At 38.6% G+C, this 12,009-nt stretch carries 12 protein-coding genes; 8 read left to right on the top strand and 4 right to left on the bottom strand.

Going from position 1 to position 12,009, the window contains the following annotated elements:
* Positions 1-75 precede the first annotated feature (75 nt).
* The 5 genes from AC25JC_RS06830 (at position 76) to AC25JC_RS06810 (ending at position 3,700) form a co-directional block, all read left to right on the top strand.
* Positions 76-267, top strand: coding sequence for a hypothetical protein (locus AC25JC_RS06830; protein WP_486923742.1), 192 nt, complete (start codon positions 76-78; stop codon positions 265-267).
* 96 nt (positions 268-363) lie between these two features.
* Positions 364-1,326, top strand: coding sequence for an allantoinase PuuE (gene puuE / locus AC25JC_RS06825; protein WP_486923741.1), 963 nt, complete (start codon positions 364-366; stop codon positions 1,324-1,326).
* Positions 1,327-1,469: 143 nt separating this feature from the next.
* Complete coding sequence (uraD, locus tag AC25JC_RS06820; RefSeq protein ID WP_078190752.1) at positions 1,470-1,973, top strand: 2-oxo-4-hydroxy-4-carboxy-5-ureidoimidazoline decarboxylase; 504 nt, start codon at positions 1,470-1,472, stop codon at positions 1,971-1,973.
* Complete coding sequence (gene uraH / locus AC25JC_RS06815) at positions 1,970-2,290, top strand: hydroxyisourate hydrolase (protein ID WP_486923740.1); 321 nt, start codon at positions 1,970-1,972, stop codon at positions 2,288-2,290. The genes uraD and uraH overlap by 4 nt, the downstream gene beginning before the upstream one ends.
* Before the next feature lie 30 nt (positions 2,291-2,320).
* Entirely contained in the window at positions 2,321-3,700 is a 1,380-nt protein-coding gene (locus AC25JC_RS06810) for a nucleobase:cation symporter-2 family protein (RefSeq protein WP_486923739.1), read from the top strand.
* 938 nt (positions 3,701-4,638) lie between these two features.
* On the opposite strand, the gene AC25JC_RS06805 is transcribed toward AC25JC_RS06810, so the two are convergent.
* Entirely contained in the window at positions 4,639-5,139 is a 501-nt protein-coding gene (locus AC25JC_RS06805; RefSeq protein WP_486923738.1) for an ureidoglycolate lyase, read from the bottom strand.
* A 90-nt stretch (positions 5,140-5,229) separates the two neighbouring features.
* A complete protein-coding gene (gene alc / locus AC25JC_RS06800; protein WP_486923737.1) occupies positions 5,230-6,237 on the bottom strand; it encodes an allantoicase in 1,008 nt (335 codons plus the stop codon).
* Positions 6,238-6,445: 208 nt separating this feature from the next.
* Here alc and hpxO point away from each other — a divergent pair, with 208 nt between their 5' ends.
* Entirely contained in the window at positions 6,446-7,603 is a 1,158-nt protein-coding gene (gene hpxO / locus AC25JC_RS06795; RefSeq protein ID WP_486923736.1) for an FAD-dependent urate hydroxylase HpxO, read from the top strand.
* A 103-nt stretch (positions 7,604-7,706) separates the two neighbouring features.
* Here the strand turns inward: hpxO and AC25JC_RS06790 are convergent, their stop codons facing one another.
* Complete coding sequence (locus tag AC25JC_RS06790) at positions 7,707-8,636, bottom strand: LysR family transcriptional regulator (protein WP_486923735.1); 930 nt, start codon at positions 8,634-8,636, stop codon at positions 7,707-7,709.
* A gap of 248 nt (positions 8,637-8,884) precedes the next feature.
* Here AC25JC_RS06790 and AC25JC_RS06785 point away from each other — a divergent pair, with 248 nt between their 5' ends.
* Positions 8,885-9,940 carry a Rieske 2Fe-2S domain-containing protein gene (locus tag AC25JC_RS06785; protein ID WP_486923734.1) on the top strand — a complete coding sequence of 352 codons (1,056 nt, stop codon included), beginning with the start codon at positions 8,885-8,887 and terminating at the stop codon, positions 9,938-9,940.
* An 87-nt stretch (positions 9,941-10,027) separates the two neighbouring features.
* On the opposite strand, the gene AC25JC_RS06780 is transcribed toward AC25JC_RS06785, so the two are convergent.
* Entirely contained in the window at positions 10,028-10,468 is a 441-nt protein-coding gene (locus AC25JC_RS06780; protein WP_078190743.1) for a DUF2147 domain-containing protein, read from the bottom strand.
* Between the two features lie 523 nt (positions 10,469-10,991).
* On the opposite strand from AC25JC_RS06780, the gene AC25JC_RS06775 reads away from it, so the two are divergent.
* Positions 10,992-11,828, top strand: a complete 837-nt coding sequence (locus tag AC25JC_RS06775; RefSeq protein ID WP_078193339.1) for an SDR family NAD(P)-dependent oxidoreductase — start codon at positions 10,992-10,994, stop codon at positions 11,826-11,828.
* The last annotated feature ends 181 nt before the right edge of the window (positions 11,829-12,009 follow it).

Below are 12,009 nucleotides of genomic sequence, written 5' to 3'. Positions count from 1 at the left end.
TCGTAATCGAGGAAAAAGACTGGGCTTAAGATTCAATTTAATTGCGGGAATCTATAATTTAGAGCTGAGCAAAAAATGAATTATGAAAGAAGTCTATTGTTTTCAAATACAATCATTTATATTACGGAAAATACACCAGGTTATTACTATTTCATTGATCAACTGCATCAGAATTTTCCAGAAATAGATGAAATTTGGCAAATTTCAATCATTGCAGATGATTCAGGGCAACCATTCAATATTTTAAAAAAAGGCAATGGTCATTGATATGAAAAGTTATTTAGCCGTCTACGATATTGGCGCATAATTTGCTTGCTTCTACCTAATTTTTTACTGTTTGATATAACAAATTAGGAAGTTGAAGTGACTACAGGCTACTTACGCGGGCAAGACTTAATTGACCAGATCCAACAACAGGATTATTCCAGAGATCTAATTGGATATCATGGCGATGTACCTCAAGTCGTATGGCCTAATCAGGCACGTATCGCAGTGCAGTTTGTGTTGAACTATGAAGAGGGTGGAGAAAACCATATCGAACATGGGGATGCAGGATCAGAACAATTCTTATCCGATATTATTGGAGCGGCCAGTTTTCCTGCCAAACATATGTCGATGGACTCGATGTATGAATATGGCTCCAGAGCCGGTTTTTGGCGGATTCATGAAGAATTTAAAAAACGTGATTTACCCATGACAGTCTTTGGCGTTGGTATGGCTTTAGCACGCAATCCTTATATCGTCGATGCGATCAAACAAGCCAACTATGATGTCGTTTCACATGGTCAACGCTGGTTACATTATCAAGATATGCCGATAGAGCTGGAACGTCAGCACATGGATCAGGCAATTAGTGTGCTTGAAGCATTATTTGGAAAGACGCCTATTGGTTGGTACACAGGGCGTGACAGTCCCAACACACGTCAGCTATTGGCTGAATTTCCGCAAATCAAATATGACTGCGATCACTATGGTGATGATTTACCTTTTTGGAGTCATTTGACGAATGAAAGTGGTCAAACCCGTCCACATTTAATTATTCCTTATACACTCGAAAGCAATGATATGAAGTTTTGTTCACCGGGTGGTTTCAACAGTGGTGAACAATTTTATCAATACCTTAAAGACGCTTTTGATGTGCTATATGCAGAAGGTGAAAGCGCGCCAAAAATGTTATCGATTGGGATGCATTGTCGTATTTTAGGGCGACCAGGCCGTTTTAAAGCACTACAACGATTCTTAGATTATGTGCAATCACATGAAAAAGTCTGGATCTGTCGCCGTGGTGATATCGCGGAACATTGGTATACACATCATGCAGTCTAATAAAAAAATATTTGGATAAAGAGGAGCTTAGCTCCTCTTTTTTTAGGCCTGTACTTAGGTAACTGACATCATAGACCTAGGTTGGCACTGATATTGCAAAACTAAATTTGAACAATCATTCAATAATTTTAGGCGATTTTATAGTGCAACTTGTTGAATTTAATAAAGCATCCGAAGCAGATGTAAAAACTTTTTTAAAGCACTGTGTGCAAATTGAAGGCTGGGCAGAACACATTGTGGCGCAGCGCCCTTATACCTCTGTCACGCAAATCACAGAGCAAGCAGTAAAAGCTGCAAATGCTTGGACTTGGGATGAAATCAAAAATGCTCTAGATAACCATCCACGGATTGGTGAAAAAAAGGCACAGGCTGAATTAAGTAGTTTGGAGCAACAATTTTCCAATCGAGAACAGTCTGAAATTTCAGCAGATGAAGAAACTCAATTTGCTTTGCTCAAAGGCAATATCGCGTATGAGAAAAAGTACGGTTATCTCTTTTTAATCAAAGCTTCAGGCCTCAGTAGTGAAGATGTACTGCAGGCGCTGCAATATCGATTATTGAATGATCCTGAAACTGAAAAACGAATTGTTCATCATCAATTGGCTGAAATTGCCTTATTAAGATTAAAACAGGAGCTTAGCGCATGATTAGCTCACATATTTTAGATACCAATCTAGGCAAACCCGCAGCGAATGTCAGCATTCAATTATTTAATGCGGAAGGTAAGTTGTTGGGTTCTGCCCAAACCAATGCTGATGGTCGCGTTAATGATTTTGCGTTGAAGAACTTTATAGCAGGGGCTTATAGCCTTGAATTTGCGACAGCTGAATATTTTCAAACTTTAAATACAGAAACCTTTTTTCCAAAAGCTGTGATTCATTTTTATGTAAAAGATGCCTCGCAGCATTTTCATATTCCTTTACTCATTAGCCCATTTGCATATTCAACGTATCGTGGCAGCTAAGAGCAAAGTTAAAAAATAGGGGATATAAAAATGACAGAACAAGATAAAACAGTTTCACCAGAACATGAATATTTAGGCGCAGGGAAAAGCCTTGCCTATGGACTACAGCATGTATTAACCATGTATGGCGGTATTATCGCTCCGCCATTGATTATTGGTACAGCCGCGGGACTTGAACCTGCACAGATCGGTTTATTGATTGCGGCGGCGCTTTTTGTCGGTGGCTTGGCGACCATCCTACAAACCGTAGGTGTGAAATATATCGGTGCAAAATTACCCTTAGTTCAAGGTGTTTCATTTGCAGGTGTGGCGACGATGATTGCCATAATAACCGCAGGCGGTGGGCTTTCTGCTGTTTATGGTGCGGTGATTGTTGCATCATTGATTGGCTTTTTTCTAGCTCCATATTTTTCAAAAATTATTCGTTTTTTCCCACCGATTGTGACTGGCTGTGTGATCACTGTGATTGGTCTTTCATTGCTGCCTGTCGCGGTACGCTGGATGATGGGGGGCAATAATAAAGCACCAGACTGGGGAAGTGCTGAGAACATCAGTTTGGCATTTTTAACTTTGGGTATTGTGATTGCGTTGAATTTAACCCGTAATGCAACCATTCGACGTTTATCTATTTTGTTAGCCATCGTCTTCGGTACAGTGCTCGCTTATGCCTTTGGCTTTGGCGATTTTTCTAAAGTTGCAAATGGTAACTGGATTCAATTTCCAAGCTTCTTTGCTTTCGGTATGCCAACTTTTGAGTTAAGTGCCATTATTGCCATGCTGATTGTGACTTTAGTGATTATGACTGAAACGACGGCAGACATTATTGCTGTCGGTGAAATTGTTGGTACTAAAGTAGATGCTGAGCGTATTACCAATGGCTTACGTGCAGATATGCTATCTAGTGCAGCAGCACCAATCTTCGGTTCATTCATGCAAAGTGCTTTTGCTCAAAATGTCGGTTTAGTAGCGATTACAGGCGTGAAAAGTCGCTTTGTTGTCGCAGCGGGTGGAATGATTTTAGTCGTATTAGGCGTTCTGCCAATTATGGGGCGACTGATTGCAGCGATTCCTGTCCCTGTCTTAGGCGGTGCTGGTTTAGTTTTGTTTGGAACGGTCGCGGCTAGTGGTATTCGTACCTTGGCGAAAATTGACTATAACGAGCAAAAGAACCTCATCATTGTTGCGACTGCGATTGCAGCAGGGATGATTCCAATTATCGATCATTCGTTCTATGCAAACTTCCCGAAATGGGTGCAAACACTCTTTCATTCAGGCATTAGTTCGACTTGTTTGATGGCGATTATTTTAAATATTGTGTTCAATCATCTGAATTTATTTAAAAATAAAGAAGTGACTATGAGCAAAGATCAGGTTAAAAAACCAAGCATGGCGATAGATGTGCATCATTAATCATGGCAGATCTTGGGTCTTGAACAATATAGTTTGTATAGAATAAATAAAGCCCTCTAAATTGAGGGCTTTTTTAATGCGTTATGTTTAAATTAAATAATATCAAGAGATGAAATTAATTCTGTTTTTTAGATGTAATACTTCATCGAATAGACTTAAAAATCATTTAAAAAATGCAAAATTTCTTTTATGTGGGTAACATCAGTTATTAAAAAATAATGCTTCTAGATTAGTTATCTGGGGACATGAACAAGTTCTTGGTCAGCTAGGTACACGTTCAGTTAAAATCAGCAACTGATCAAAAGATAAAAAAAAGGAAAAGTAATGCTAACAATATTTGTTGAGATAATCATGGGGGGCTTCATAGCCAACTTTAGAGCCTTTGAACATCCAATTATTAATCTTATAACCCGTGGTGTTTTAATAGGAATAACTTTATTTTTTTTAGGATTATTTTCATCGATTTTAAGTGGTTCGAACTTTCATTCATTTTTGCTTTAAAAGTTTGTTTACTAATTGGACTAGGTGGGACTCTATGGATATCCCTTATAGAGTATATCTTTGGTAAAAAAAGTAATAAATAACTGATGTTACTGCTTAACATCAGAAACGCAATTTGATTCAAATAAAAGAACAATATGCGGTAAAGTCATCCACAAGTATTTGAAACAGGAAGACTTCTAATCAAAAATGTTTTTGCGATACTTTAAGTAATTTGATGATAGTGAACGAGTTTTGCAGTGAGGAGCATTGCTCCGCAAGTTGGTTTCCTTGCGAAGCTTCGCTTCTCATTTTTCCGAATGAGAAACAACGTTTCGTAAGAGTACCTTCAGCTGAAGGTTAATCCTGTTATTCAATGCCTAGATCTAAGACTCTGCCGAATAAACTTAAAAATCATTTAAAAAAATGCGTAATTACTTTTACGTGCGTAACATCATTTAATTCGATATATAAATAGGCATTGGGAACTGAAACACATCACAATTATGCCCAGCGCCAATACGATCGATGACGGCAAAGCTACTCGGTGCTTCGAGTGTTAGGAGAGGATGATGCCATGTTCCTGCACGATAGTTGACTCCTTGGCTACCATCAGTAATGAAAGCACATAGCTGTGTAAGATCAGGGCTGTGATCATCCAACGCAGGTGCAACTACCACTAAAAAAGCCTGCTCTTGCATTGGAATAAACGCTTGCGAGCCGTTGGGATGACGCTCCAACATCGAAATCGTAAAAGGCAATTCAGTGGTTTTGATATTTCTAAAGATGCTAATTCCAGCAACCGCATCACCTGAAATTTCTGTTTCCACGAGGGCATGATATCGCTCTGTATGTGCATCATTGATGTGGAAAAAATCATGTCCAGTCGTGCAAATGACCTCTCCAAAAGGCGCAAAGCCTTCAATACTGAGAGCTTGTATTTTTATGCTGTGTGTCATGTTTAGATATCTTATAGGGCATTTAATTAAAAAAAATTGAAACCATACACATAGGAAGCACGAAGGCTTCCTATTTGATTAACACTGCAATTAAGGATGTATTTTTCCCCATAACCGTATGCGACTAATCCCCCCGTCAGGAATCATATTGATGCGGATATGCGATATTTTTTCATGCTTTAAAATCTCACTGACAAAGCTATGAATATGATCCATCTGCATGTCTTGTGCATCGAGTAAAAACGGCCAGAACATACTTTGCGGAATCAGTTGAGGGTCAGTGGCATCTTCTACATAGATCGCTTGTATGGAAACCTGCGCAGGGAAGTTGCCTTTAAAATGGGCAGTATCAATATCAATTTTCTCTATTGCACCAGATTGACCCAAAGCCAAAATACACCAGTCAAAACCTGGTGCACGGCGACGTTTAGTTTCCCAACCATCTCCCATATTGATGCCACGGCCAGGTTTAATTAAGTTTCGGGGATGTCCAAAATGAGCATCACTATAAGCAATAACACGTCCACCATTTTCTAGTGCAACGAGGTCTAATGTGCTCGTACTGTCTTGAATTTGAACCTGAACTTCACCATAGACTTTAAATCGTGCAATACCGCCGTCTGGATATATATTTAAACGCACATGGGTAAAAACCTGATCAGTTGAGACCTTCAATATATGGTGTTGGCTCGGGCCCAATACGGTATTGCCTAAGATATTGACCCATGCTGCCTGTGCTAGTTCACCACTCGGTGCAAAGCAGGCTTCAACTGATGCGGAAGCTGGATAATTCCCTGTAAAGAATGTTGTATCTATATCTAAGGCTTGAATTCGACCAGCAACACCGAGTTGGATGATTGCCCAATCATAACCAGCATGGCGTTTACGCCGTGTTTCCCAACCATCCATCCATTTGCCATGATCATCAAATTTATCTTCGACAAAGATAGGTGCATTAAATTGAAGCATACGTTTTGCTTCTGCAAAAAAATCATCTGAACATTCAAGTATTTTTGCACCAATACGGTCATCTGCTAAATTTGTAAGTGTCTGTAATTGTGCAGGAATATCAAAACTAGGTGCAAGTAAAGTCGCCATATATAAAATCCATTCACTATTTTCATTTAAAACATATGCATTTAGTTTTCAGTGTTAAAAATTTAACATTTGATAAAAACAAGCATTTACACGTGTTTAGAAGCACAGCGTGTGCCAACTTTAGAATTTTTTATTGCTTGTTTGAAAAAATGGCATGCTTTTCGCTTTTTAGGAGAAAGATATTTAAAAAAACACAGGGGAGTTATAGATGGACATTACAATTATTGGTGCAGGTATGGCGGGCCTAACGACAGGGATCGCTTTGAAAAAATTCGGACACCAAGTAACCATCTATGAACAGGCAGAACAAATTTTACCTGTTGGAGCCGCTATTTCTTTATGGTCTAACGGTGTCAAATGTTTGAACTATTTGGGGCTAACCGAACAAGTCGAAAAGCTCGGTGGCAAGATGGATCATTTAGCCTATATCGATGGCTTAACGGGCGATGTTATGACGCAGTTTAGTCTGTTTCCTTTAATCGAAGAAGTTGGTCAGCGACCTTATCCAGTTTCACGTGCAGACTTACAAAATATGCTCATGGATGAATTTGGCCGTGAGAATATTCATCTAGGCAAAAAAATGGTGAGTTTCTCAGAACGAGATAATCAAGTGATCACCCGTTTCGCCGACGGAAGCGAGGTTCAGGCTGATTTATTGGTCGGCGCTGATGGCACACATTCATTGACACGGGCATATGTATTGGGTGAACAAGTTGAGCGCCGCTATGCAGGTTATGTCAATTGGAACGGTTTAGTCGATATTTCAGAAGAATTTGCTGCGGCAGATCAATGGACGACATTTGTAGGAGAAGGTAAGCGCGTTTCGCTGATGCCCGTTGCCGACAACCGATTCTATTTCTTCTTTGATGTACCTTTGGCAGCAGGCTTAGAAAATGACCGCACACAATATAAGGCCTTATTTAAAGAATACTTTAAAGGTTGGTGTGAACCGGTTCAAAAGCTAATTGATGCTGTAGATGCCAAAAAAACCAATCGGGTAGAAATTCATGATATTGAACCTTTTGCAGATTTCTACAAAGGTCGTGTGGTGATAGTGGGTGATGCAGCACACAGCACAACGCCTGATATTGGACAAGGTGGTTGCCAAGCAATGGAAGATGCAATTTATTTAGCTCGTTCTTTGCAAATCAATACTTTGGGCTTACAAGATTCATTGCGTCGTTATCAAAATAAACGTAATGAACGTGCTAATGAATTGGTTCTGCGAGCGCGTAAACGTTGTGATGTGACGCATATGAAAGATGAAAGTGTGACGCGTGAATGGTATGCAGAACTGCGTAAAGAACAAGGCAATCATATTATGAAAGGCATCATTAGTAATATTGTAGGCAATCCATTGGATTAAAAAAATAAACTAATAAAACTTTAGCTTTCAGCAGCCAGTACGGGTTATTCGCACTGGCTTTTTTTTAATAATTATTTGCTATTACAACGCCAAAATATTGGTTTTAGGGGGTCATGGATTTTAAATTGATTTTAATTTCTTCCATTTTTTCCACCAAATGATTAATCATGATCTGAGAAATTCGAGAAGTTTGGCGCTTCGATGCGACACATAAAGCAATGGTCAAACTGTGCAAATCTTTTTCACGGATCGGTTTAAAAATAATCTTATTATTCTCAAGCAATGGCAAAGCATCCATATATGACATCAAACTGATGCCTAATTGTTGTTGAATCAATGACAGTATCATTCTAATGTCATTACATTCGATCTTTTGAATAGGACTAAACTTATGATGTTTATATAAAGTCTGTACATATTCACTAATAATGAGTGGATCACTCGGCAAAATATGCCGTTCATTTAACGTATCTGAAAGATAAATTTTATCCATTCCACCCAGGGTATGATGCGGCGACATCACAAAGCCCAACGGAATTTCTATAAAGGATAAAATCTCTAATTGGCTATGGCTTTTAGGATTTAAAATAATGCCAAAATCTAATTCTGCATCAACGATTTTTCTGGAAATATCTTCACTGCTATTCATGCTGATGTTGAGGTTGATCCACGGATAAGTTTCAGCCATCTTTTGAATACAGTCGACAACAAAGCTATCATTCAAAGCCGCAATAAAGCCCATTTCAATGTTTCCTCGGTTTAAACCTTGGATTTCATCAAATCGAGTTCGCGTCAGTTGATATTCTTTTTGCCATTTTAATAAATCGGCATACAGTAATTCACCTGCAAGCGTCAGTTTTAAGCCCTGAGGTAATCGTTCAAATAGGGCAACCCCCAGTTCTTCCTCTGCCAAAACGATTTGTCGATGTACTGCTGAAACTGAAATAAAAAGTTGTTCAGCAGCTTTGCGCAGACTTCCAGTCCGTGCAACCGCCATAAAATATTCAGAAAATCTAGAAAAGGTAATCGACATACAGGCTTCAATCTCTATCGCGTCATCAGCGAATCATAATGTTATGCATTTTAAGCGATATTCATGCCAGCTTTATCAAATCAAGCAATGATCAATGCTTAGTGTTCTAAAAAATAGAACAATCTATGCAAATCATTCTAATAGACAGAAATGTGTTTAGATTTTAATTTCGACTTAGAAAATAAGGATTTAGCAAAATTTAAATAGCGCTAAATGCTGAAGAAATATTGAAAATGTCGAGATGAACTATGAATGCCATTCCAGTACTCAATTTATTTACCCAACCTCAGTGCAGTACATTTGATGCTAACGACTGGAATATTTTGGCGCAGCATTGGTATCCCGTTGCACGTGTAGAAGATGTTTCGATTGAACCACAACAAGTGCAATTACTCGATGTAAAAATGGCGTTATATCAAACTGAGAGTGGAAAAATTCATTTGGTTCGTGACATCTGTCCACATCGTGGGGTGCCATTAACCAAAGGCTGGGTCAAGGGTGAAGACATCATTTGTCCATACCATGGTTTACATTATAACGGCGCAGGAAAGTGTGTAAAAATTCCTGCACAGCCTGAGTTGACACAAATTTCAGAGCGTTTTTCATTAACTAAATTTCCAGTCGTATTGAAATATGGATTGGTGTGGACCAGTTTATTTAACCGAGATGAATCTACGGCCAATTTTCCAGATTTAGACACGTGGGATACAGAGCCGCACCAATCTATATTGCCACCTTATGTAGATATTGGTGGTTCAAGTGGGCGTCAGCTCGAAGGCTTTATTGATGTTGCACATTTCGCATGGGTGCATCATGAGAGCTTTGCAGACCGTGAAAATCCTAAAGTACAAAAATATTCGACAGTACGTACGGACTATGGACTACATACAGAATATCTTAGTGATGTGAGTAATTATCCGCATGGCTTACAACATTTAGCGCCAGAAGATTTTTTATGGAAAAGAACGTTTGATGTCTATCCGCCATTTTCTGCAATTTTAACCATCGATTTTCCTGAAAATGGAGTGTTAAAAATATTAAATGCCTGTTGTCCTGTATCGCATAATAAAACCCGTTTATTTGTGCCTTTAACTCGTAATTTTGATACCACAGGCGATTTACAAGCGGTCTATGATTTTAATGCACAAATTTTTGCTGAAGATCAGGACATGGTGGAAAGTCAAAAACCTGAGGAATTGCCACTGGATATCAGTATGGAGGCGCATTTCGAAGCAGATCGCTCATCGACAACCTATCGTCGCATATTAGCTGAATGGGGGTTAAGCAAACGTTATACCGTTTAATATATAAATTCCAAAATTTTTAAATTTGAAATTTTCATGCAAAAAAGCGACTCAATCGAGTCGCTTTTTGAATTTGTACGATACGGATTAGTTTACACGTATCCATGTCTGGCTGCGTCCAAGCGCAGATACACCAATATAGCCACGACCATTCAAGGTCTTGCCGTCATTCGACATTTTGGCATTGAAGCTATAGGTTTTACCATTTTTCGGGTCAGTAATTTTACCGCCATCATAGGTATTTTTACCGGTATTTTTCAAACCATTCACGATTTGTACACCGAGTAATGGTTTATTGTGGAATTTACCAACACATTTTTGGCAGTTTTCTGCTTCACCCGGGGTGAGTACATCAACGATTTTAGCAGATAAAACGCCATTTGAGGTTTCGTTAAATTGAACTACAGATAAAGGTTTTTTTGTTTGGTCATCGATGGTTTTCCATTTAGTACCATGCAATGGATCAGCAGCCAATGCTAAGCTAGACACCAGTGATAAACCGATTAGGCTAAGAGTTGTTTTTATCATTTTAGAACCTCTATTGAACATAGTAAGAGATGTGCATCCCTGATCTTCCAAAGGGTGGATACACAAGACTTGGAAAATTACAAAGCATCAGCCTTGCTTTCTTCAAGGACTATATTCACAAAAAAATAAGTATATATTGTGGATTTTATATACTGATTTTGAATATCTAGAATCTGGATCGTGTAGAAAAATAGAATAAATGTTGAGCTTTGTTTATAACATTTGGGGTTTGTATCACTTTTATAAATATCAAACGCAATTTGATTTAAAAAATTGGAGCTACAATCCGCAAAAAAGCAGGAGCTAAAAGGCTCATTTAAGCTTTTAATTTTTGCTCTAATCATGACGAATTACATTCATTTGATTTGAAGAAATACCGCTAAAAAACTATGTATAGTATTCATATTTTAAAATTAAATAAAATCATTTCATTCATAGATTAGATCTCGTTAAGCTTGTGCTATGAATAATACGAAAATGCGGCTTGATCACTGAACTGGATTAAGTGTGTATAGGAATAACGATGAAAAATTTTAACAACAAAGTCGCAGCCATTACTGGAGCAGGTTCAGGTATTGGACAGCAATTAGCCATTCAACTGGCTCAATCAGGTGCGCATCTAGCATTAAGTGATCGCAACCTCGACGGCCTTGCACAAACGGCTGAAATGATTAAGCACACCGGTGTGAAAATAACTCAGACCCAGTTAGATGTATCTGATCGTGCCGCTGTCGAGCAATGGGCGGCTGCAACCCAAGCTGAATTTGGTCAGGTCAATTTGATCTTTAATAATGCGGGTGTCGCGCTAGCCAGTACAGTAGAAGGTATGCATTATGATGAAATTGAGTGGATTATGAATATCAATTTCTGGGGCGTGGTGTATGGGACAAAAGCATTTTTACCGTACTTAAGACAAAGTGGCGATGGACATATTGTGAATATTTCCAGCTTATTTGGTTTGACAGCTCAACCGACTCAAAGTGCCTATAATGCAACGAAGTTTGCAGTCCGTGGTTTTACAGAATCTTTACGTCAAGAATTAGATTTGGAAAATGTCGGAGTGAGCGCTACCTGCGTGCATCCGGGTGGAATTCGAACCAATATTGCAAATAGCGCACGTATGAGTGACAGTATTCGCGCGTTGGGTATGAACCCAGATAGAGCCACGAAAGCCTTTAATAAAGTGCTGAAAACACCGCCTGAAGTTGCAGCAAAAGTGATTTTAGATGCAGTGAAACAGAATAAACGTCGTGTTTTAATCGGCAATGACGCCAAAATCATTGATTTAATTCAGCGGATTGCACCTACACGTTATGCCCAAGCCATAGATCTGCTCAGTGGTAAGAAAAAGCGTAAATAATTCAAAGATAAGTAAAAAAGGGATGATGCAACATGATCCTTTTTTTTGTTTTTGTCAAAATATATATTTGAAAATGTATTTCTAAACTGAATTTTGCGGTGCTAGAGAAGTCGCTATTTTGAAATCACAAAAATTTAGCATGAGTTCAATTGATTAAAAATTTTGAACTATTTAGAAGTAA

Source organism: Acinetobacter sp. P37, from assembly GCF_057480965.1.
This window is presented reverse-complemented; position numbering and strand designations above follow the sequence as displayed.

Bases quoted from the DNA above. Each gene is read 5' to 3' on its own strand.
- AC25JC_RS06830 (WP_486923742.1), top strand. From the start codon at position 76: ATGAATTATGAAAGAAGTCTATTGTTTTCAAATACAATCATTTATATT.
- AC25JC_RS06805 (WP_486923738.1), bottom strand. From the start codon at position 5,139: ATGACACACAGCATAAAAATACAAGCTCTCAGTATTGAAGGCTTTGCG.
- AC25JC_RS06780 (WP_078190743.1), bottom strand. From the start codon at position 10,468: ATGATAAAAACAACTCTTAGCCTAATCGGTTTATCACTGGTGTCTAGC.
- uraH (WP_486923740.1), top strand. From the start codon at position 1,970: ATGATTAGCTCACATATTTTAGATACCAATCTAGGCAAACCCGCAGCG.
- alc (WP_486923737.1), bottom strand. From the start codon at position 6,237: ATGGCGACTTTACTTGCACCTAGTTTTGATATTCCTGCACAATTACAG.
- AC25JC_RS06810 (WP_486923739.1), top strand. From the start codon at position 2,321: ATGACAGAACAAGATAAAACAGTTTCACCAGAACATGAATATTTAGGC.
- AC25JC_RS06785 (WP_486923734.1), top strand. From the start codon at position 8,885: ATGAATGCCATTCCAGTACTCAATTTATTTACCCAACCTCAGTGCAGT.
- hpxO (WP_486923736.1), top strand. From the start codon at position 6,446: ATGGACATTACAATTATTGGTGCAGGTATGGCGGGCCTAACGACAGGG.
- AC25JC_RS06775 (WP_078193339.1), top strand. From the start codon at position 10,992: ATGAAAAATTTTAACAACAAAGTCGCAGCCATTACTGGAGCAGGTTCA.
- AC25JC_RS06790 (WP_486923735.1), bottom strand. From the start codon at position 8,636: ATGTCGATTACCTTTTCTAGATTTTCTGAATATTTTATGGCGGTTGCA.